This window comes from Streptococcus sp. VTCC 12905 (assembly GCF_049893385.1).
GTDB classification, from domain to species: Bacteria; Bacillota; Bacilli; order Lactobacillales; family Streptococcaceae; genus Streptococcus; species Streptococcus suis_AA.
The window spans coordinates 36,789-58,316 of sequence record NZ_JBMVJC010000010.1 but is presented as its reverse complement, the minus strand read 5'-3'; the positions used below and the strand labels follow the sequence as shown (position 1 = coordinate 58,316).

Here is a 21,528-nt window from a genome sequence, read left to right as displayed (position 1 = left end):
AAGTGGAAAACGAGCAACTCCTAATTGGAACTGCTCGTTTTTTTATTGTGAGAAGCTAGTTTTTGCCCAGCCTCTTTTTTGTCTTATATCGTAAGCGCGATGTGACTTAATTTTTGTAATCGTTCGTTAGGGGTAAAGAATCTGGAATGGGAACTATTTTATCTGTTTCCCATTCCTCTTTTATTATTCCATATTTGACAGAGTCGTAATAATGTCCCTTCCAGTATCGCACTTTGCGGATTTGCGCTTCTTTTATCATACCGATTTTTTCAGCTGCTCGCATCATACGGTGGTTGTCAGACCAAGTAGTTAGTCCGATATGTTCTAATTCAGTATTAGTTTGAAAAATATGCTCCATCCAGAGTTTGAGAGCTCTTGTCCCGTAGCCCCCATTCCAATACTTTTGCTGATAGATAACAATCCCGATTTCGAGCCATCGAGTTTTTCATCTTCCCAATGTTGGGTAACAATTCCTATCGGTTCTCGATCTACAAATATGCCCCAAACAGTATCATTACAGAAGAAATTGTAAAGTTTACTCATTCGAAATGCTTCAAAATCAGGATACATCTGATAATCTTCAAAATCAGGTCCATCCCATTTTTTCCACTCAGGTTGGATTTGGCTATATCCATTTTTCCAAATTGAATATAAATGCTCTTCTTCCAATACTGCAATGGTCGGTTGGGTAGTCATCTATTTCTCCTTTATTTTTCTATTTTTTCATGTTTAATGATGGCTTGCAATTCCTGAAAGAATATGGGACACTAGTACCATGAAAAAGATATATCGTGAATTTCAAAAAATCTATTACAACTTAGACAAGATTCTATTACTCTTTTTTACCCTGTTCGCATTTATGGAGTTTGTGTGGATACCACTTAATTCGTGGGTCTCAGAAAGGCTATTAGCCCTAACAGGTCATGCTTATCTTTCACCGACGAATCTTTTATCGGTATTTTCTGAGAATCTTTTTGTTTCTGGCTTGTTTATTCTCTTATTTTTCGCCAATATTGGGATTGCCTATCTGGAGTTAGCTCTTCTATTTACTGGGGTTTGGCAATTGTTAGATGAAAAAGTCAAGCACTTATCGGATTACTTGAGAGATGTTAGAGATAGTATGGTCGCAATTATCCGTCATAGTAGCTTACCAAAAATTATCTTCCTCCTTTTTTATTCAGTTCTCCTTTTACCCTTTCTACGTCGAATATTAAATATTTATTATTTTAATAAAATCGTTGTGCCACAGTTTGTCCTTGATTACCTATCCAACACAGTCTGGATAGGGGTCTTGATTTTAGTTTCCCTCCTCCTTTTCTTTTGGCTTGCCTCCCGACTCATGTTCGCACTACCGAAAATCTATTTTGAACATAGGAGTGTGAAAGAATCTATTGCATTTTCTTGGAAGCATACAAAGGGAATCAAACAAGTCAATTACCTTGTGCGTTTAGTTGGCTTGGTCACTTTTCCGGTTATCTTTTTTACGGGAGTTGCATTGTTGCTCTATTCTATACAGCTGTTAGTAGAAGATTATGCTCCAAGTCTTTCATATTGGTTAGCTGTTGTTTGCTATATAGTATTAAGGTTAACCTATTACGGAGTCATTGCTCTCTTTATGATAGGTTTTATCAGTCTATTAACCGGAAAGAAGCTACCAATATACCGTCGCAAGCGTCTCCGTCATCGTCTTCGATTGGCTATTTTTCTGGTATCTAGTCTTGTTTTTGGTGTCCAAGGGGCATTGCTCCTTTATTACCCATTTGACACCTTGCCAGTGACTATTTCCCATCGAGGTGTTGACAATGGCAATGCTGTTCAGAATTCGATTGAGGCTCTGGAAAAGACCTCTCAACTCAAGCCGGACTATATTGAGATGGATGTTCAGGAGACCAAAGATGGCCAATTCATTGTCATGCATGATACAGATTTAATGGCTTTGACGGGCAATACCGGAGGGACACATGACTATACTCTAGCAGAGTTGACGGCGATGACTGCATCAGAAAATGGGATGACAGCTCCTGTTCCTTCTTTTGATGAGTATCTAGAAAAAGCTGATGAGCTTGGTCAGAAATTATTAGTGGAAATTAAAGTAACAGATGCAGATTCACCAAATCTTACACGAAATTTTCTGAAAAAATATGGTCAACGTCTAATTGCTAAAGGTCATCATATGCATTCGTTAGACTATCGTACGATTATTGAAAGCAAACAATATAATGAACAACTGGTTTCTTTCTTCATTCTTCCGTTCAATTCCATTTATCCAACCACTGTGGCTGATGGATATACAATAGAATATACTTCGCTTGACAAGAATTTCATGACTAAGTCTTGGATCCGAGGGAAATCTGTTTATGCTTGGACACCAAACGATGAAGAGAGTATGACCAGGATGCTCTTGCTGCAAGTAGATGGTATTATTACTGATAATTTAACAGGTCTAAAAAGTTTGATGAGTGAATTGGAAGAGAATCATCGCTATCCTGATCTATTTTTCCTTGAATTTCAGCACTTACTCTATAATTTTGAATAACAAAAAGACGTGAACGGTCACTATGCCACTCGCGTCTTTTTATGTTTTAAAATGGTAATTTACCTGCAAATGCACCAAGTTTTTTCTGAGTTGCCTCATCAACTTTTGTCAGAGCATCATTGATAGCCTGGACTGTCATTTCTTGCAATGTCTCAATATCGTCAGCATCAACAACTTCAGACTTAAAATCGATTGATACTAATTTTTTATCCCCAGTAAAGGTTGCAGTAACTAAGTCCTGTACAGAACTACCTGTAAATTGAGTAGCAGCTAGTTCAGCTTGACTCTTCTCCATTTGCTTTTGAAGTTTTTGAGCTTGGCGCATCATATTTTGCATATTCATCATAAGATTATTAAGCTTCCTTTCGTATAAAGGGTTTAGACCCTTTTATTTTGAAAATTCAACCTATTTTGACCACTTTTTCAGAAGTAATCAATTGTAGAGGAGATTTCTTGTATGATTAATATTATATCATGATTAAATAATAACTCAAAATGAAGAATGGGTTAATCAGATTTATCAATCAAACATATATACAATCAAAATTTTTCAAAGTAGCTAGTTATAATCATTTACTCTAGAAATTAGTGCAAAATTCCATGTAACTGTAAATTTGATATATTAACCTATTTTAAATTGACATTGCTGAGCGAACAGGTTATAAATAAAACAAAAACTGATTATAACCAGAGGCAAGGAGAAGTTATGTTTCGTTTAGCAAAAGAAGAACTTGAAAAATTGGGCGCAAGTATTACTGCAAAGGAAATTTCCCAACAACCTGGTTTATGGCAAGAGGCATATCAACTATATGTGTCTCAGCTAGAAGCGATAGAAAGTTTTCTATCGGGGATAAAAGAAAAACATGATTTAATCCAAGTAATTTTTACCGGAGCAGGGATATCAGACTTTGTTGGTCAGAGCATTGCAAATTATCTAAACCAAGTCAATGACTTGAAATACATTCGTTTTTCTACAGTTGGTTCTGTTGAACTAGTTGGACGCACCTATGATTATCTTCAAGCGGATATTCCAACTATTTTAGTTTCGTTTGCCCGTTCAGGAAATTCACCTGAGAGTTTAGCTGTAGTTGAGATTGCCAAACAATTAGTGGATGAACTTTACCAAGTGACAATCACGTGTGCACCAGAAGGAAAACTAGCTGTTGCGGCTGAGGGGGATACCGATAACCTCTTGCTCTTGCAACCAGCAGGTTCAAACGATAAAGGTTTTGCAATGACTGGAAGCTTTAGTTGCATGTCTTTGACAGCCCTTCTAGTATTTTCACCAGCTAGCCAAGAAGAAAAGGCTCATTGGGTTGAAACGATTGTTCGCTTAGGTCAAGATGTCCTTGATCGGGAGGACTATGTACAAGATCTAGTCAATCTAGATTTTGAGCGTGTAATTTATCTGGGCGCTGGTGGTTTCTATGGCTTAGCTCACGAAGCTCAATTGAAAATCCTTGAGCTCACTGCTGGTAAGATTGCTACACTGTATGAATCTCCACTCGGATTTCGTCATGGTCCAAAGTCATTTATTAATGATAAGACACTGGTTATTCTTTTCGCATCAAATGATGCTTATACTCGCCAGTATGATGTTGACTTTACTTAATGAGGATGGTATTGCCAAAAGTGTTGTTGCACTTTCAGCTGATCAATTGGGGGGAACTGAGGCACCGAACTTTATCCTCTCTGAAGGGGGACTATTCTTACCGGATGTTTTCTTAATGTTCCCTTACATTCTTTTTCCTCAGACAGTGTCTATCTTAACTGCAATTAACTGCAAAAATTTACCAGATACACCGTCACCAACTGGGACAGTAAACCGTGTTGTGCAAGGTGTTATTATTCATCCATTAGAAAAGTAGAACATTCATTCGAGTTGTATAGTAGTGCGACTCGTTTTGACTCGTCTATTTGAATTGGTAGAAGCAATTTACATTGAAAAAACGCATAGAATCATAATGAATATGATTTTATGCGTTTTGTTTTGGGTATTCCATTTTAAATAAAACGGAATAGAAATATTTTATTAATGCGGTAAGATTAATTGAGATTGGCTTAAATCAAGGCTGATTTGCCATTCGGAATTATCTCTTACAGTGCACTCAAAATCAGTCGTATAAAGGACTAAGCGGAGTTTATCACCTTTTTTAAGTTTATAAATAGTTGGTTGCAGTTCCCATCGAAGCGTCATCCAATGATTTGGTGTAACGGCTTCTACAGTCAATAAATCGGTACGATTTTGAAGATTGATGAATCCTTTGGTAATCAGGCGATAAGGCGTTTCTGTAAATGGAAGCTCAGTTAGGTTTTCTTGGGCGTAATACCGACCGTTATCCAAGCTGTTTCGAGACACCATTCCTGGAATTGGGCTGAGTCGTTTGGCAGGGCCAAAATCCAAGAGTTGGGCTGAAAGCAATCCTTTGCTGACACTTGATTTGACCTGTAGTTGAAGGATGGCTCTCCCATTTAGATGGATATCTTGATCCAATTCGAAGTCGATGGTTACTTGGTTGGCTTTGTCTCCAATGAGATCTTGGTGAAATGTAGGATAAGATTTGCAATACTTTTCAAAGGTTTCTTCGTCGTAATGATTTTGGATTTGCGCTTGATCTTGTCCCAATGGGAATTGAGATTCTGTCTGTCCTCCAAACGTTTCTAAGTCAGTCCATGTTTGAGCTGCGCTGTTATCTTGCCAAATGACAGTAGGAAGTTGGTAGTCATTGTCATATCCGAGTAATTTTTGGCTAAGTAGAGCATTCATGGATTCACGGAAATCGATTGACTGCCAATTATTCATATAGACATGGGCGCCGTTATGGAAGAAGAGATGTTTCTTGATATGGCTAGGTAAAGCATGGAACATGTTCCACACATGAATTGGTTTCACATTCCAATCTTGTGATCCATGGGTAAAGACAACTTCACAGTTAACCTTGTCCGCGTGGAGAAGATAGTTACGATCGTGCCAGTATTGGTTGTAATCGCCATTTGAACGCTCAAGTCCGACGCGCTCAGCTGCCAGTCCTCTTTCGTAGGCTTCTTTGTTACGAAGGAAGTCACCTGCTTGTAGGCTCTTAGAATAGGTTAAAGCAGTTAAGCTATCTAAATCTTCTCCAGGATAGCCTCCTGGACTGGTAACGAGCCCGTTTTCCCGGTAGTAGTCATACCAAGAGGAAATTCCTGCTTCTGCGATGACGACTTCCAAACCCTCTACACCAGTTGTTGCTAGGGCGTTAGACATTGTACCCAAGTAAGAGAGACCAGTTGTAGCTACCTTGCCATTTGCCCAATCAGCTGTGACTTGAAGTGAACGTGTATGGTCTGTATAGGCCTTATTACGGCCGTTTAGCCAGTCGATAACTGCCTTATACCCTTCTACCTGTTGGTAGTCTCCAGAGGTCATATAGCCCGTAGATCCTAGCGTACCGACACCCGAAACATGAATGCTGGCAAATCCACGACTAAGGAAGTATTCGTTTAGGGAATAAGAGCCAATATGGCCTAATTTTTCAGTTGCGGGGCTGCTTGGGAAATCCCGATTGTCCAATTTCAGTTTGTTGATTGTGCTTGATACGACCGAAATAGTGCCAGCTGGTTTCTCAGTTAACTCGCCCTCCATCTTATGCAGGGCTTTGTCGCTAGCTATCTCGTTGACACCTTGATGATAAGGACTGTTGGTAATGACCGCAGGAATTTGTCCATTAAAGCGTGGACGGAGAATGGACACCTTGACCAAATCCGTTTGCCCACTGTCAGCTGTATCTACAGGAGCTTCAACATAGACCACCTCACGGATGAGCTGTTTGGTCGAAAAAGTTGCTAGGGATTTGCCATTGAAGAAGTGGTACTGGTTATCTTCAGGAATCAGATCATCGCTGACAAGTTGATCTATCAAGGTATTACCAGACTTGGTACGAGTATTGAGCAGATGGTAGATATTTTCGATAATATCGCTGTATACAATTGGGAAATTGGTTTTCTTTACAAAGTCGTCAATATCTGTGTAATCAAAATTTGGAACAAATCCAAGCAATTGGAAAGCTACATGATAGAAAATTTGGTCTGTAACCTCGCGCTCAGAGCGGAAAAAAGTTAGTAAATCTGTTTCCCAGTCCGCAATCATATTGGACAATGGGAGGTCAGTATTGCTAGTCAGAAAATGGCATTTTCTCACAAATGTTTCTAAATTTTCCTTGTTACTGGCATTTGGATTTAGGTGGAAACCGAGACTGGCAAGTTCTTGGAGGTAGATGGAATCCTCTTTTTTGATAAAAGAATATTGGTTAAAGCGCATAAATTCTCCTCTTTTTTTTGATAATAGTCTATAATAGACATTATATCCGATGCTCCTTGCTTTGTCTAAGGGGAAGGGAATTTAAGCAAATAAATTTACCGAGAAAGTGTAAAAATCGACATTAAATCAGTTGTAAAAATGGATAAAATTCTATAAAATAATAAGATACAGTAGGAGGAGAAACGAGATAGAGTGTTAAATACAAAAGCAGCAATTGTTCCGGTTGTACGGATCAATAATAGAAAATTAAATCAAGAATTTTTAGAGAGAGACTTAGGGATGAAAACCATCCTTGAAGAGGGGGCATTTGCAGAGTTTAGTGGACATGCTGGTGTGGAGACAAAGCTTGTACTTGTTGAGTCACCAAGCATGAGAACCCGTGCGGTAAATGGGACAAAAAAGTTAAATAAGATCATCATAAAAGTAGACAAGGCTGAAGAGATAGAAGCCCTATTAGCAGCGGGTACACAGTATAGCAAGCTTTACCAAGGAAAAAACGGATTTGGATTTGAAGCTGTTTCGCCTGAGGGTGATACATTTCTGTTGCATGCGGAAGCATCTGCTGAGGAGTTAAAAACGATTCTTCCACCAGTTCCATTTAAAGGACAGGGTGATTTTTCTGGCTTGACGGCTTTTACAGTTGAGTCAGTTTGGATAAATACTCCGCAGCCAAGCGTCAGCCAAGATTTTTATGAAACTATCTTGCCAAATCAAACTTTTTTGCGCTTCATTGGTGCAGAAGGCGAAGAGTTATTAGCCCCCGCAGAACAAGTATGGGATTTAGATAGTTTACGTTTCCCAGTTGAGAAAGATTTTGATTGGGCAAACTTGGAAAGCCAGTTAGAGGGTCCGTTCTTTAAGGACAAAAAAGAGACATTCATTCAAACTGTGGACCCAAGTGGCATTGAATTGTGGTTCGAAAAATGAGACAAGTTATCATAGACAAGATTTCAGAGCAGATTGAACAAGGGGTCTATCCTGGTGTCAGTCTGGCTCTTTTTTCTAAGGGTCAGTGGCAGGAGTACTATCTGGGCACACAAGACGGTCAGGTGCCAGTTCAGCCAGGCTTGACCTATGATTTAGCCTCCGTTTCCAAAGTAGTGGGTGTAGGGACGCTCGTGATTTTTTTGGTCAATAGCGGAGCTCTGGAGTTGGATAGGACCTTACAGTCTTACTATCCAGCTTTTCAAAATAGCCAAGTAACCATCCGTCAATTGCTCACTCATACCAGTGGTATTGATCCTTTTATTCCCAATCGGGATAATTTAAATGCAGAGCAACTTAAAGAAGCGATATTGAACATTAGGGTCACAGATAATAAGGATTTTCTCTATACAGACCTCAATTTTCTTCTATTGGGCTTTTTGTTGGAGGAATTAAGTGGAGACAGTCTGGACCAGCTTATCAGACGAGACGTTCTAGAGCCCTTTGGCATGTCCCAAACCTCCTTTGGCCCGGTGAGTCAGGCAGTGCCGACAGTGCGTGGTGTGCCGTCTGGTGTGGTGCATGATCCCAAGGCGCGTGTATTGGGTGTCCACGCGGGAAGTGCAGGTCTTTTTTCGACGGTTAAGGATTTGGAAATCTTTTTGGAACATTACCTGACAGAGGATTTTGCGGCAGATTTGACCCAGGACTATGGTTTTGATGTCAAGCGCAAGCGGTCGCTGGCCTGGGATAAAAAGGGGGATTGGCTGTCGCATACAGGCTATACGGGAACCTTTATCATGTACAATCGACCTTTGCAAAAAGCGGCTATTTTTCTCTCGAATCGTACCTTTGAAAAGGATGAGCGTGCCCAGTGGAAATTGGATCGAAACCAAGTGATGGCTCTAATTCGGCAGGTTTTAGAGGGTGAAGTGAAATGAGATATGTTCTTCTACTGAGAGGAATCAATGTTGGTGGTCGTAATAAAATTGTGATGGCGGATTTGCGTCAAGCAGTGGCTGATTTAGGTTATGACAATGTTGAGACCTACATTAATAGTGGCAATCTTTTCTTCGATTCTACAAAGGATAGGAGGGAGATTGTTGCCGATTTTCAAACTTTTTTCACAGAAAGATACCCCTTTGTGGAGCAATATGCTCTGTTAGATGCCCAAGATTATCAAGCAGAAATCGATCAACTTCCAGCTTGGTGGCAAGAAGAATTGGCGAGAAAGGATGTTCTCTTTTTCACCGAAGGTTTGGAAAAGCAGACTATGATTGACTATATTCAATCCTTAATGTTAGGCGACGAAATTGTGTTTATTTCTGCTTATGCAATCTATTGGGGCAAATACTCCGAAGATAGCTATTTACAAACGGCCTACCACAAGCAGTTGGCTAAGTCACCTTTTTACAAGCAGGTAACCATACGAAATTCAAAAACATTTTCAGCAATATCAAACTATTTGAATACTAAAAAAATACTAAAAGTCACTGATTTGTAACGATCTTGACATCTTTCTTTTTGCAATTATTGGTAAAATATAAGCAATGACGAGGATGTGTCATATGAAAAAGTTTTGCTACAAATCTATTTTGTCTTTAGGAGGAGTCCTTGTTGCGCTAACAGTTGCATCGAGTGTAGAGGCTGCTAGTCATGTAGTAGTGGAAGGGGATTCCATGTTCTCTATTGCGGAGCAATATGGGATTGATCCATATCAGCTAGCAGAGGCAAACACTATGGATATTAATGGATTGATTTTGCCTGGTCAAACCTTAGAAGTTCCAGGAATATTTCAAGAAATGACTTCATCAACAAGCCAAGTGAGTACAAGCAAATCTTCAGAGTATGTTGTTCAAGAAGGTGATTCCTTCTATGGAATAGTGGACACTTTTTCGTTGGATCTCAATGAATTTTTAGCTCAAAATCAACTGTCAATTGGAGAATCAATCCATCCAGGACAGATTTTGACGTTAAGACAGACCCTATGGACTCAATCAGCTGATACAAGCGGAAGTAGCTATTATATACCAGGCTATGAGTATGAGCCAGGTATTAACTACCCTGTTGGTCAATGTACATGGGGAGTACAGAAAGTTGCCCCTTGGGCAGGTGACTGGTGGGGCGATGCGGCTTCTTGGGGAGCCAATTCGGCGCGTGATGGTCTCCGTACAGGAACAATACCTGAAGTTGGAGCCATTATCTCTTGGAATGACGGTAATCTTGGGCACGTTGCCTACGTCACCGCTGTTAATGAATTAGGACAAATCCAAGTCTTGGAGGCCAACTACCGTGGTCAACAGTGGGTGGATAATTTCCGCGGATGGTTTAATCCGACGGATACCATCGGAGAAATTACCTATATCTATAATAACTAGGATAAATAATCATCCCTTTTCGAATCCAATTTCGAAAGGGATTTTTTTATGAACTGGTTCTGTATCCTTCCGAAAATCTGCGGTGCATCCTTCCGAAGATTTACTATCCTTCCACAGCACTCAGAAGATTTTTCGACATAGTAAAAAGGACCTGCATTGCAAAGTCCTTTTGTGTTTGCTTGATTAAGCTTGACCTGAAACTTCAGCAGCGTGGTCGTCCATTGAAAGAACTTCGTGGAAGACACGTTGAGTCAATTCAGTTTTTTGCTCTTTAGTGAGGTATTTAGTGTTTACGCAGTATCCAGAGATACGAACGATAACATCTTCACCAGCCATGATTTTTTCATAAACGTCGTTCAAGTCCATAACGTTCAAGTTAACGTGTTGACCACCTTGTTCAAAGTAACCATCAAGGATTGTTACCAAGTTGTTTACTTGCTCATCGAATGTTTTACCAAGCGCTTTTGGAGAAACTTGAGTAGTCAATGAGATACCGTCGTTGGCATGTTTGAAGTTGAGTTTAGAAAGGGTGTTCAAGTTTTGCAACCAACCACCACGAGCTTTAGAAGTTGGGTTAGCACCTGGTGGGAAGAATTCTACCTTAGAAGTGTTCACAGAACCATCTTCATTGAGGAATACACCACGGTGAACTGGAGAGTTACCAGTTTGTTTAGAGTAAGCAACGTTTGAAGTGATTGTCAAGATAGACACAGTAGCTTCAGCATTCTTGTACAATTTATGTTTGTTCAAACGAGTGAAGAATGCTTCCATGAGCCATTTCGCAATATCATCTACGCGGTCATCGTCTTCACCGTAACGTGGGAAGTCGCCTGTTACTTCGTAGTCGTAGATAAATCCATCTTCATCACGGATTGGTTTAACTTGTGCATATTTGATTGCTGACAATGAGTCAACAGTGTTTGCGAAACCACAGATACCGAAGCCCATGTTCGCACGAAGGTGAGTTGGCAAGAATGCCATTTGAACTGCTTCGTAGTTGTATTTATCTGTCATGTAGTGGATGATATTCATGGCATCAACATATGTATCAGTCAACCAGTCAAGGGCGATTTCAAAGTTCTTAATCACTTGGTCGTAGTCAAATACTTCAGATGTGTTTGGTTCAACACCGTCGAATACTTTGTAATCTTTGTGAACGTCATCGTAACCGTTGTTCCAGCTTGAAAGAAGGGCTTTAAGGACGTTTACACGAGCACCAAAGTATTGGATGTTGTGGCGTTGGTCTTCGCTTTCTGGATCAAGTGGAGATACACAGCAAGAGATACAAGACATTTCACCATAACCATCTTTCGCCATTGTTGTTACACCTTCATATTGGATAGAAGAGTGTTTGTGGCTCATTGCCATACAGTAACGACGGAATGAATATGGAAGTTTGTCTGACCAAAGAACTGTCAAGTTTGGCTCTGGAGAGTTACCGATGTTGTCAAGAGTATTCAAGAAACGGTAGTCCATCTTAGTAACACGGTGACGACCATCGTTACCCATACCTGCCATAGATGTTGTCAAGAATGTTGGGTCACCAGAGTAGATTTCGTCGAAGGCTTTTGTACGAGCAAATTTCACTGTACGAAGTTTCAATACGAAGTCATCAACAAATTCTTGGATTTCAGCCTCAGTAAATGTACCACGAGCCAAGTCACGTTCAGCGTAGATGTCAAGTACGATTGGCACACGACCAAGTGAAGTAGCAGCACCATTGATAACACGACATACAGCCATGAAAGCAATGTTTGTCCATTGGATAGCTTCTTTCGTGTTCATTGCAGGTTTGCGAACGTCAACACCGTATAAGTCACCTAAACGCACAACTTGTTGCAAAGCTTGGTACTGAAGGTTGATTTCTTCACGAAGGCGGATTGACTCTTCATCGATTTCAGTAATCGCATTCCAGTCAGCTACTTTTTCTTCCATCAAGTAGTCTGCACCGTAAAGTGCCAAACGAGCGTACATACCGATGATACGACCACGTGAATAAGCATCTGGAAGACCTGAAACGTGGTGTGAGTGGCGAGCACGGCGAATGTCAGCTGTGTAAGCACGGAAGATACCATCGTTTACAGTTGTAGCGTGTTTTGTATAGATTTCATGAAGGAGTGGGTCTGGTGTATAGCCGTTTTCGATCAAAGTTGTTTCAGCCATACGAATACCACCACGTGGCATGAAATTAAGTTTGAAGAGCTCATCATTTTGGAGACCAAAGATGAGTTCGTTTTCTTTATCGATGAAACCTGCTGGAATATCAGCGATAGAAGTCGCACGGTCGATATCCATTGGGAAACGAGTTTCCTCGTATACAGCTTTTGTTTCGTCAATAATTTTCTTGATATGAAGTGTACGCTCAGTTGGGCCTGCAAGGAAGCTTTCATCTCCATCATATGGAGTGTAGTTGGCTTGAACGAAGCGAGTTACACTTGCTTTTTCTTGCCAATCTGTACCTTTGAAGCCTTCCCAGGCTTGGGCGAAAATGTCTTCAGCAACATTTTTTGTTTTTACTTTTGTTGACATGAGGGTTCTCCTTTTGAACATTTCGGTTAATACCGTTATGGTATTATTATAGCACTTGAAAGCACTTACTTCAAGGTTCAGCATTGTGAAAGTTTGTGAAAATTTTTTCAATCTTTTTCATGTAGAAATAGGTACGTGCAAGACGTTTAAATGGAGTCATTTGGATAATCTGTTCAGAGTAGCTTTCTTTTCATTAGCAGCTGATTGCGGTATAATCTAAATTGTAAAGGAGTAACCATGTTAGTATTTCCCTTAATCAATGATTTATCTAGAAAAATTATTCATGTAGACATGGATGCTTTTTTTGCTGCTATTGAGGTAAGGGACAATCCTGAGTTGAAAGGAAAGCCTGTTGTTATTGGAGCTGATCCAAGACTATCTGGTGGTAGAGGCGTTGTGTCGACCTGTAATTATGAGGCGCGTGCCTTTGGGATTCACTCGGCTATGTCCTCAAAAGAAGCCTTTGAACGTTGTCCGCAGGCTATTTTTATCTCTGGTCATTATGAAAAATACCAAGATGTTGGGCGACAGGTTCGAGAAATCTTTCATCGCTATACTGATTTGGTGGAGCCGATGTCAATTGATGAGGCCTATCTAGATGTGACGGAAAACAAGTTAGGCCTTAGCTCGGCAGTTAAAATCGCCAAACTCATCCAATACGACATATGGAATGAGTTGCATCTGACAGCTTCAGCTGGTGTTTCCTATAACAAATTTTTGGCAAAGATTGCTTCGGATATGGAAAAACCACATGGATTAACCTTGATTTTACCAGAAGAGGCTGTGGGGATATTGGCATCCTTGCCGATTGAAAAATTTCATGGTGTTGGCAAGAAAACTGTAAAACGACTACATGATATGGGGGTCTACACAGGGCAGGATCTGTTAGATGTATCAGAGATGGTTTTGATTGATACATTCGGTCGTTTCGGGTTTGACCTCTATCGTAAGGCGAGAGGAATTTCCAATTCACCTGTTAAGGCGGATCGAGTGCGCAAGTCTATTGGTAAGGAAAAAACCTATCGGAAATTACTTTATCGGGATGAGGACGTACTGAAAGAGTTAACCAGTCTTTGTCAACGGGTTGCTGGTAGCTTGGAGCGTAATGAAAAAAAGGGCCGAACAATTGTGTTAAAGGTGCGTTATGGTGATTTTTCTACACTGACTAAACGCCATAGTCTTGATGAATACACCGACCAGTTAGATATCATTGAAAAAGAGGTTCGTCAGTTGATTGAAGAGATTGGACAAGTTGAAAAAGGTATCCGGTTGTTAGGAGTGACAGTCACAAACTTTCAGGCTTGAGTTCTGTGGGAGTGAGAAAGGACTCAATTACAGAAGAGTTTGTTATCAATTTCTCTCCCTTCAAAAGGTCTCCCAGATAGTTGGAACGAGTTCTAACCGCAAACTGAAAGAACATATTAGAGTAAAACCAGCAAATCTACTGACTTGCTGGTTTTTATACTTTAAAAAACTCTTCAATATCTGCCTGATCTATGCCAATCATGGGGTCAATGGTTAGCAGGTTGTCCACCGTTAGAATATATTCTCTAGGTTGGGCACTTGCTTTTTCTGGCTGGTCTTGGTCAAGAAGGGACAGTTGCTGGCTGAATTCTGTTACTGGCTCTGTTTGTTTTGGCTTATCCGATTGAGCAGGTGGCTGGCTTTGCTTGGCTGTGGCTGTTTTGCTTTCGTTGTTTTCAGTCAAGCTTTCCTTGCTGTCGTGCTTTGCCATTTCTCCTTGGAAACGTGGGACCAGATAGGTTTTGCGAAGGGTGCCAGCATTTTTGACGGCGTAGTCAAAGGCGGAGATTTCGCCTAGAAGAATGAGCTTGCTCTTGGAACGGGTGATAGCGGTGTAGATCAGGTTGCGCTGGAGCATGCGGTGGCTGGTGCGGGTGATGGGAAGGATAACGACCTGAAACTCACTACCTTGGGATTTGTGGATGGACATGGCATAGGCCAGGGTAATCTTGTACCACTCATTGCGGGGATAGGTGACCTCGCTACCATCGAAGTTGATGGTAATCTCATCCTGCTTGGAGTCTGTGTACTTGGCAGGTAGAAGGTCGGTAATGTAGCCCAAATCACCATTGAAGACATTGGCCTCGGCATCGTTGACCAGATGGATGACCCGGTCGCCTTGGCGGAAGGCCTGCTCATTGTGGAGGAACTCGAGTTCTCCGTCTTTTAGAGGATTGAGCAGGGCCTGGGTCATGGTGTTGAGTTGGTCAATGCCTGCGGCCCCACGGTACATGGGAGCGAGGATTTGGACTTCGTTTGCAGGGATGCCTGACTTGATGGCTGCGCCGACAATGCGTTCAATCAGAGCTGGAATTTGTTCGTTTTGAGCTTCAAAATAGGAGCGGTCAGCCTTTTTCTCACGGAAATCGCTCGGCAGGGCCCCTTGGCGAATCTGGCTGGCTAGGGTAACAATAGTTGAATCATCGGATTGGCGGTAGATGCGTTCCAGAGTGATGCTGGGTAGCTTGTCAATTTTTAAGAGGTCAGCTAGGACTTGGCCGGGACTGACAGAAGGTAATTGCTCCGCATCGCCGACAATCAGAACTTGGGTTTGGGAGGAAATGTTCTGGAAGAGCTGGTTTGCCAACCAAGTATCTACCATAGAAAACTCATCCACGATGATAAAGTCGGCATCCAAATAATCATCACGGTAGGATTCTTCTTGTCCTTCTACCAGACCGAGGTGGCGGTGGATGGTGGCGGAAGGCAGACCTGTCAATTCATTCATCCGTCTGGCTGCTCGTCCAGTTGGAGCGGCTAGGAGGACAGGGCATTCTTCTCGGTTGCCAGTTAGGTCAATCTTATGCAAGATGGCGTAGACCGCGATAATACCGTTAATAACCGTTGTTTTTCCAGTCCCTGGTCCGCCTGTCAGAATGAAAAGCGGATTGGTAATGGCTTGGACGATGGCTTCTTTTTGAATGTCATCGTAGGTAAGGGAAGACATAGTTTCTAGCTCTGCTATAGCAGCCTCAACGTCTGCGCGTGGGAAGGGTTTGAAACCATTTTTCCCCATCAGGCGGGTCAGGTTTTTATGGATACCATGTTCGGCAAAGTAGAGGCTGTTGTCAAAAATCTTTGTGCCTTCTTGCTGTACCTTGTCGTCTGCAATCAGTCCCGTCAATTCTTTGGCAACAGCAGCGGGGTCGAGCTCTGTATGGCGGGATTTTTCCAGCAGTTCAAGGGTTGCTTCCAGTAAGTCTCTGGCCTCCACATAGGTATCGCCTGTTTCCATGGAGCGATGAATGAGACTAAAGAGCATACCAGCCCGAAAGCGTTGGGGGGAATCGCTGGCAATTCCCAGGTTTTCCGCAATCCTATCGGCAATGGTGAAACCGATCCCTTGGACGTCTTCAACCAGTTGATAGGGATTTTCTTCAATCATTTGGAGTGTTTTTTCCTTATACTTGTCTTGGATTTGAAAGGCCAATTTATTGGGAATGCCATACTCGGCTAGTTTTGCCAAGATCATTTCGGTTCCATAATTGAGCCGGAGTTTTTCGACAAATGCCTGCCTGTTCTTGCTGGATAGGCCTGTGATTTGGGTCAGTTTTTCAGGTTCAGCTAAAATCTTATCAATGGTATCTTCGCCATAGAGCTCAACGATTTTTTCAGCCGTTTTGCGTCCAATTCCCTTGAAATGATCACTGGAGAAATATTTGACAACTCCGGCGGAAGTGGGCTTGCTGCGTTCGTAACGCGAAATTTGCAGCTGCTGACCATACTTGGGATGGGTAACCAGATTGCCATAGAAACGATAGTCTTCTCCTTCAATGACATCGGCAATCGTTCCGGTCACAATTATTTCGTAGTCGTCATATCCTGCGTCAGTTTCCTCGATTTCAAGGAGAAGGATTTTATAAAAATTACTAGGATTTTCAAAAATAATCCGGTCAATAGTACCGGTAACATACACTTCGTTCATAGAGTTTAGTTCCAATAATAATGAAAAAGAAGTTTGGAACGGATTGCTCCAAACTTGTTTGTATTAATCAACAGTCCCGATTCGGTTGAATGGCCACATCCGAAAGACGACTTCCCCTTTGATGTTTTCACGGGAAAATGTTCCTACACTACGACTATCTAGTGAGACAAGGCGATCATCCCCCATCAAGAAGTACTGACCTTCTGGGACCGTTATAGTGAAATCTACGTAACCATTGGCATCCTGTGTAAAGGCCTCAGCAGATTGAGCAACGGCCTGGAATTGAGTATTGTAAGAATAGACTTCTTGAAGTTTATCTTTCTGGAATGCGTCTAGATATTCATCTAAGTAAGGCTCGTCCACTTTTTGGTCGTTCACATAGAGGACATCGTTTTCGTAGCGGATGGTGTCACCTGGCATGCCGATAACACGTTTGACAATTAATTTTTCGTCACCATTACTGTCTGTCTCGCTCGCAACAACAATATCGAAACGATCGATTGATGTTGTTTTCAACATAATCAATTTTTCTTGGTGTTTAAGCGTCGGGTCCATGGAATGCCCGTGAACTGAAACTGGATTCCAGATATAGTATCGACTGGCGAACACAGCTACGATAAATAAGATAAAGAATCCCCATTCGGCAATGAATTTCATGAATGGGGAACGATTGGTACCTTTTTTAATTCCCATGAATGTATTTTCCTTATTTCAATAATTTTTGTGCTTTTTGCGTATTAGCAAAGTGAAGTTTGGCAGTCTCATTGAGACCAGCCGTGCCATATTGTTTTAAGATGCTTGCTGCGACTTGGTCGGATTTACTGCCCGCTCCAGACGGTAGTTGCATTCCAACTAGTTGACCAAGCTGGGCAAGATTTTCTAAAAACATACTTCTTGCAATGATAGAAGATACTGCCACAGCCAGATACTTACCCTCAGCCTTTTCTTCTAGTGTGACGGGGTTGGGAAATTGATTGGCTTCCTTCTTCAAGTACTTTTGATAATTTTGACTGGATGTAAAAGCGTCAATGACAATCTTCTCAGGCTTTATTCCCTTTTGCAAGAGTAGGAAAATCGCTTGATTGTGCAGGGCAACCTTGATAGATACTGCATTATAGCCTTGCTCAATGACTTCGTTGTATTTTTTCGGTGACAATAGCAGAGCTTGGTGGGGGATTTTCTCTTTTAAGAGAGGAGCGATTTGGCAGATTTTTTGGTCTGTCATTTTCTTAGAATCATCCACACCTAGCGACTTGAGAAAAGCATGGTCTTCTGGGCGGACAAAACTAGCAACGACTGCCAAACCTCCAAAATAAGACCCGTTTCCAACCTCATCTGTACCAATCATGGGCAGGTTTTGACCAGGATTGGTTGTCTGTTCAGAGCTTTCTGGCTCATAGCCCCAGAGCCTTGCTTCCTGCTCCGCCATTTCCCCCTGAAAAACGATTTTTCCAGAAGTGTAGATGGACAGGCTAGCACCGGTCAGTTTGAAAAATGCTTCTATGTAGGGATTTTTACTGGCCTGCCGATAGCGGTCATAGTGAGCCATCATGGCCTGTTTTTGCTGGACAGATGCCTTTAGTACAATGGTATTCATGTTCTTATTGTAACACAAATGCTAGTTAGAGTGTGCAGAAAAAGGTAGAATTTACTATAATGGGAAAAGAAAGAGAGAATGTGTAATGACTGAAAAAATGCAGTATAAATGGGCGACTCTGGGAACAGGTGTCATTGCCAACGAATTGGTTCAGGCCTTGCAGGCTATGGGAGGAAATCTTTATTCGGTGGCTAACCGTACCTATGGCAAGGGTGTGGAATTTGCGCAAAAATATGGCATCGAGAAAGTTTATCAGGAAATCGATGATGTGTTTGAGGATCCTGAAGTAGACATTATCTATATTTCTACGCCTCACAATACCCATATCAATTATTTGAGAAAGGCCTTGAAGGCTGGGAAGCATGTCCTCTGTGAAAAATCTATTACGCTTAATTCAGAAGAATTAGCAGAAGCCATTCAACTGGCAGAAGAAAATCAGGTTATCCTGGCAGAAGCCATGACTATTTTCCACATGCCAATCTATCGTCAGTTGAGCGAAGTTGTTGCCAGTGGCAAGCTTGGAGATTTGAAGATGATTCAGATGAACTTTGGCAGCTACAAGGAATACGACATGACCAACCGCTTTTTCAATAAAAACTTGGCAGGAGGCGCCCTCTTGGATATTGGTGTCTACGCACTGTCATTTGTCCGTTGGTTTATGACGGAAAAGCCAAATCAAGTCCTATCACAGGTCAAATTGGCTCCGACAGGTGTGGACGAGCAGGTAGGGATTTTGCTCAGCAATGATGCAGGAGAGATGGCGACCATCGCCCTGACCCTCCATGCCAAACAGCCAAAACGTGGAACGATTGCCTACGACAAGGGCTATATCGAACTCTACGAGTATCCTCGTGGTCAGAAAGCAGTCATTACCTATACTGAAGACGGTAGTCAAGAGGTAATCGAAGCGGGCGAGACAGCCAAGGCTCTTTCTTATGAAGTGGCGGATATGGAAAAAGCTGTCGCAGGCATCGAAAATACCATGCACCTAGCCTACACCCAAGATGTCATGGACATTATGACCCAACTCCGTAAAGAATGGGGTTTGGCTTACCCTGAAGAGGTGTAGTAACGAATTCGAATGTGTTATTTTGGGTCAGGCCAGTAAACAGGGAGCCTCATAAATAGTTTCTGATAAGCCCTTAGCTGGTATTACTTTTTCAGAAAATGGAGAGGGAAATCTAGAAATATACAAATACACAGAAATCTTGTGTAGTAATCATATTATCAAACGCATAAAATCGATGTTGCAGGCAACATGATTTTATGCGTTTTTGTGAATTGTAGGATTCTTACTTCTTTAGTGAATAATTTGTAAACGACCATTGATAAGAATTTACAAAGAAATTACAATCTATACTTAGATATTTTACGTAATTTTCATTGGAATTTGATGAAAATGGGTTAGACTAATTTTGGACTTAAGTCTGAATAATACCAAGGAGTTTTAAATGAAAAAGAAATCTACCTATCTTCAATGTGCAACGATCTTGTTTGCTACTTCAGTGCTTCTTTTAGCAGCTTGCAGTAACCAAGCAAGTGTTAAATTAGATACTGAAGCTGTTAATGATGCAGCTTTAGCTGAGCAGACAGCGAATGGAAAAACAGTAGCTCTTTATGATACTAGTAGGGCTAAAACGGAGGATTATTCCAAGGTAAATGAAAATCAGGCCAAGTATGTTTTTCTTTTCATCGGAGATGGGATGGGGGTTACTCCGGTAACAGCTGCAGAGAATTATCTAGGCTATACCCAGACCAATAAGGGAGAAATTTACCCAGACAGGATGAATTTTACAGAGATGCCAGTTGTTGGTATGAAGACTCAATTCGACTGCCACTCTTTTATTCCAGACTCAGCCTCTACAGCGACTGCATTTGGGACAGGAATAAAAACTCAAACGGATACGGTGGGGCTTTCTGGAGACTTTAGTCAATCTGCAGATTCAGTGGCAGAAAAAGCTAAACGAGCAGGTAAAGCTGTTGGTATCATTTCCTCCGTGACTTTAAACCATGCAACACCTGCTGCATTTTATGCTAATGTAGAATCACGTAATTCATATTATGATATTGGCTTACAAATGGCAGAGACAGACTTTGATTTTTTTGGTGGTGGTTCCCTCAAGCATCGAACAGGGAAGGAAAAAGATCAAAAAGATCTATATACCATTTTAGAAGAACGTGGCTATACTATCGCAGATACCAAACAAGAAGCTGAGCAAATTACAGCAGATTCAAAGAAAGTGTATATGGTAGCTGAGGACTTGCAGGATGATGCTGCCATGACATATGCTATTGACCAAAACAGTGATAGCCAGACCTTGAAAGATGTAGTGGACAAAGGTATTGAAGTACTGTCAAATAATCCAGAAGGTTTCTTTATGATGGCAGAATCAGGGAAAATAGACTGGGCTGAGCATGCCAATGACGGAGTGACCACAATGGAAGAGGTCATTCAGTTTCAAGAAGCAATCCAGTCTGCAGTGGATTTTTACGATGAACATCCAGACGATACCTTGATTGTGGTAACTGCAGACCATTCTACAGGTGGTTTCACCATAGGAAATGGTTCAACTGGGTATGAGACCTATTTTGACCTCTTAACAAATCAAAAAGGTTCACAAGTTGCTTTCCAAGAGAAGGTAAAAAGTGCTCTTGAGACCAATCCAAATATTTCATTTGAAGAATTTGCATCTCAGATTACAGCATTCTTCGGTCTAGTTCTTGATCCTAATGCCCCAGCAGAAACTGGTACAGAAGCAGCAGTTGAAGCCTATAAGGAGCAACAGGAGAGCAATCGCTTGATTTGCTCGCAAGAGGAATACCAGGAACTCAAAACTGCTTTTGAAGAAAGTAAGAAGGCAAGTGAAGAACAAAATGTCCAGTATGGTGGCTATGATCCAGTTTCCATTACAGCTACCCATATTTTAGATAAAAAAGCAGGGTTAGCTTGGACAACGACTGCCCATGCGGGTGAAAAGGTACCAGTCTATGCTATGGGTTCCGGGGCCTATATGTTTGACGGGGAATTTGATGATACGGATGTCGCAGTTCGCTTGGGAGAAGCCATGGGCTTTAATGGAGAGGTAGCAGGTCCGAAAGACCAGATGGAAACAGAAACCAAGAAACCTGTTGGTGTTGGCCTAATTCCTCCTGCTTCTGGAAATGAATAATTTTAGCTTAGGCTCAAGCACAGGCTACTAGTCAGACTTGGGATCAACATTTTGTGCAGTGGTTGATTAGCTTTACTAGTCTGGGAGAATTAAACAGCTTTAGAGGAATTGTTTCAGCTAATCACTTTGAAATTTACATGTGACC

At 41.5% G+C, this 21,528-nt stretch carries 16 protein-coding genes and 1 pseudogene; 9 read left to right on the top strand and 8 right to left on the bottom strand.

Going from position 1 to position 21,528, the window contains the following annotated elements:
- Positions 1-106 precede the first annotated feature (106 nt).
- Positions 107-415 carry a GNAT family N-acetyltransferase gene (locus ACPC58_RS05250; RefSeq protein ID WP_434065453.1) on the bottom strand — a complete coding sequence of 103 codons (309 nt, stop codon included), beginning with the start codon at positions 413-415 and terminating at the stop codon, positions 107-109.
- Complete coding sequence (locus ACPC58_RS05245) at positions 325-696, bottom strand: hypothetical protein (protein ID WP_434065451.1); 372 nt, start codon at positions 694-696, stop codon at positions 325-327. Before ACPC58_RS05245 ends, ACPC58_RS05250 begins: the two co-directional genes overlap by 91 nt.
- A 79-nt stretch (positions 697-775) precedes the next feature.
- Here ACPC58_RS05245 and ACPC58_RS05240 point away from each other — a divergent pair, with 79 nt between their 5' ends.
- Positions 776-2,536, top strand: coding sequence for a glycerophosphodiester phosphodiesterase (locus ACPC58_RS05240; protein ID WP_434065450.1), 1,761 nt, complete (start codon positions 776-778; stop codon positions 2,534-2,536).
- Positions 2,537-2,582: 46 nt separating this feature from the next.
- Here ACPC58_RS05240 and ACPC58_RS05235 read toward each other — a convergent pair whose 3' ends face one another.
- Complete coding sequence (locus ACPC58_RS05235; protein ID WP_024403999.1) at positions 2,583-2,882, bottom strand: YbaB/EbfC family nucleoid-associated protein; 300 nt, start codon at positions 2,880-2,882, stop codon at positions 2,583-2,585.
- A gap of 360 nt (positions 2,883-3,242) precedes the next feature.
- Between ACPC58_RS05235 and ACPC58_RS05230 the strand changes: the two are divergent.
- A pseudogene (locus ACPC58_RS05230) lies at positions 3,243-4,404 on the top strand (SIS domain-containing protein).
- Between the two features lie 164 nt (positions 4,405-4,568).
- Here the strand turns inward: ACPC58_RS05230 and ACPC58_RS05225 are convergent.
- Positions 4,569-6,836, bottom strand: coding sequence for a Xaa-Pro dipeptidyl-peptidase (locus tag ACPC58_RS05225; protein ID WP_434065449.1), 2,268 nt, complete (start codon positions 6,834-6,836; stop codon positions 4,569-4,571).
- A gap of 192 nt (positions 6,837-7,028) precedes the next feature.
- On the opposite strand from ACPC58_RS05225, the gene ACPC58_RS05220 reads away from it, so the two are divergent.
- From ACPC58_RS05220 to ACPC58_RS05205, 4 genes are all read left to right on the top strand, one after another.
- The gene (locus ACPC58_RS05220) at positions 7,029-7,763 is read left to right on the top strand and encodes a CppA N-terminal domain-containing protein (protein WP_434065448.1); all 735 of its coding nucleotides are present in this window, start codon (positions 7,029-7,031) and stop codon (positions 7,761-7,763) included.
- Positions 7,760-8,701, top strand: coding sequence for a serine hydrolase domain-containing protein (locus ACPC58_RS05215; protein ID WP_434065447.1), 942 nt, complete (start codon positions 7,760-7,762; stop codon positions 8,699-8,701). Before ACPC58_RS05220 ends, ACPC58_RS05215 begins: the two co-directional genes overlap by 4 nt.
- Positions 8,698-9,264 carry a DUF1697 domain-containing protein gene (locus ACPC58_RS05210; RefSeq protein WP_277837512.1) on the top strand — a complete coding sequence of 189 codons (567 nt, stop codon included), beginning with the start codon at positions 8,698-8,700 and terminating at the stop codon, positions 9,262-9,264. Before ACPC58_RS05215 ends, ACPC58_RS05210 begins: the two co-directional genes overlap by 4 nt.
- Before the next feature lie 64 nt (positions 9,265-9,328).
- Positions 9,329-10,138 carry a COG3942 and LysM peptidoglycan-binding domain-containing protein gene (locus ACPC58_RS05205; protein WP_434065446.1) on the top strand — a complete coding sequence of 270 codons (810 nt, stop codon included), beginning with the start codon at positions 9,329-9,331 and terminating at the stop codon, positions 10,136-10,138.
- 183 nt (positions 10,139-10,321) lie between these two features.
- On the opposite strand, the gene pflB is transcribed toward ACPC58_RS05205, so the two are convergent.
- The gene (gene pflB / locus ACPC58_RS05200; RefSeq protein ID WP_434065445.1) at positions 10,322-12,667 is read right to left on the bottom strand and encodes a formate C-acetyltransferase; all 2,346 of its coding nucleotides are present in this window, start codon (positions 12,665-12,667) and stop codon (positions 10,322-10,324) included.
- Positions 12,668-12,904: 237 nt separating this feature from the next.
- Here pflB and dinB point away from each other — a divergent pair, with 237 nt between their 5' ends.
- Positions 12,905-13,972 (top strand): DNA polymerase IV, encoded by a 1,068-nt coding sequence (dinB, locus tag ACPC58_RS05195; RefSeq protein ID WP_277837509.1) that lies wholly within the window; start codon positions 12,905-12,907, stop codon positions 13,970-13,972.
- Between the two features lie 154 nt (positions 13,973-14,126).
- Here the strand turns inward: dinB and recD2 are convergent, their stop codons facing one another.
- From recD2 to rnhC, 3 genes are all read right to left on the bottom strand, one after another.
- Positions 14,127-16,616, bottom strand: coding sequence for an SF1B family DNA helicase RecD2 (gene recD2 / locus ACPC58_RS05190; RefSeq protein WP_434065444.1), 2,490 nt, complete (start codon positions 16,614-16,616; stop codon positions 14,127-14,129).
- A gap of 63 nt (positions 16,617-16,679) precedes the next feature.
- Positions 16,680-17,309, bottom strand: a complete 630-nt coding sequence (gene lepB / locus ACPC58_RS05185) for a signal peptidase I (RefSeq protein WP_274504301.1) — start codon at positions 17,307-17,309, stop codon at positions 16,680-16,682.
- A 13-nt stretch (positions 17,310-17,322) separates the two neighbouring features.
- Complete coding sequence (gene rnhC / locus ACPC58_RS05180; protein ID WP_434065443.1) at positions 17,323-18,213, bottom strand: ribonuclease HIII; 891 nt, start codon at positions 18,211-18,213, stop codon at positions 17,323-17,325.
- An 85-nt stretch (positions 18,214-18,298) separates the two neighbouring features.
- On the opposite strand from rnhC, the gene ACPC58_RS05175 reads away from it, so the two are divergent.
- Entirely contained in the window at positions 18,299-19,282 is a 984-nt protein-coding gene (locus ACPC58_RS05175) for a Gfo/Idh/MocA family protein (protein WP_277844529.1), read from the top strand.
- A 382-nt stretch (positions 19,283-19,664) separates the two neighbouring features.
- A complete protein-coding gene (locus ACPC58_RS05170; protein WP_434065442.1) occupies positions 19,665-21,383 on the top strand; it encodes an alkaline phosphatase in 1,719 nt (572 codons plus the stop codon).
- Positions 21,384-21,528: the final 145 nt, after the last annotated feature.

Bases quoted from the DNA above. Each gene is read 5' to 3' on its own strand.
- recD2 (WP_434065444.1), bottom strand. From the start codon at position 16,616: ATGAACGAAGTGTATGTTACCGGTACTATTGACCGGATTATTTTTGAA.
- ACPC58_RS05210 (WP_277837512.1), top strand. From the start codon at position 8,698: ATGAGATATGTTCTTCTACTGAGAGGAATCAATGTTGGTGGTCGTAAT.
- ACPC58_RS05235 (WP_024403999.1), bottom strand. From the start codon at position 2,882: ATGATGAATATGCAAAATATGATGCGCCAAGCTCAAAAACTTCAAAAG.
- ACPC58_RS05205 (WP_434065446.1), top strand. From the start codon at position 9,329: ATGAAAAAGTTTTGCTACAAATCTATTTTGTCTTTAGGAGGAGTCCTT.
- ACPC58_RS05240 (WP_434065450.1), top strand. From the start codon at position 776: ATGAAAAAGATATATCGTGAATTTCAAAAAATCTATTACAACTTAGAC.
- lepB (WP_274504301.1), bottom strand. From the start codon at position 17,309: ATGGGAATTAAAAAAGGTACCAATCGTTCCCCATTCATGAAATTCATT.
- ACPC58_RS05175 (WP_277844529.1), top strand. From the start codon at position 18,299: ATGACTGAAAAAATGCAGTATAAATGGGCGACTCTGGGAACAGGTGTC.
- dinB (WP_277837509.1), top strand. From the start codon at position 12,905: ATGTTAGTATTTCCCTTAATCAATGATTTATCTAGAAAAATTATTCAT.
- ACPC58_RS05170 (WP_434065442.1), top strand. From the start codon at position 19,665: ATGAAAAAGAAATCTACCTATCTTCAATGTGCAACGATCTTGTTTGCT.
- rnhC (WP_434065443.1), bottom strand. From the start codon at position 18,213: ATGAATACCATTGTACTAAAGGCATCTGTCCAGCAAAAACAGGCCATG.
- ACPC58_RS05225 (WP_434065449.1), bottom strand. From the start codon at position 6,836: ATGCGCTTTAACCAATATTCTTTTATCAAAAAAGAGGATTCCATCTAC.
- ACPC58_RS05245 (WP_434065451.1), bottom strand. From the start codon at position 696: ATGACTACCCAACCGACCATTGCAGTATTGGAAGAAGAGCATTTATAT.
- pflB (WP_434065445.1), bottom strand. From the start codon at position 12,667: ATGTCAACAAAAGTAAAAACAAAAAATGTTGCTGAAGACATTTTCGCC.
- ACPC58_RS05215 (WP_434065447.1), top strand. From the start codon at position 7,760: ATGAGACAAGTTATCATAGACAAGATTTCAGAGCAGATTGAACAAGGG.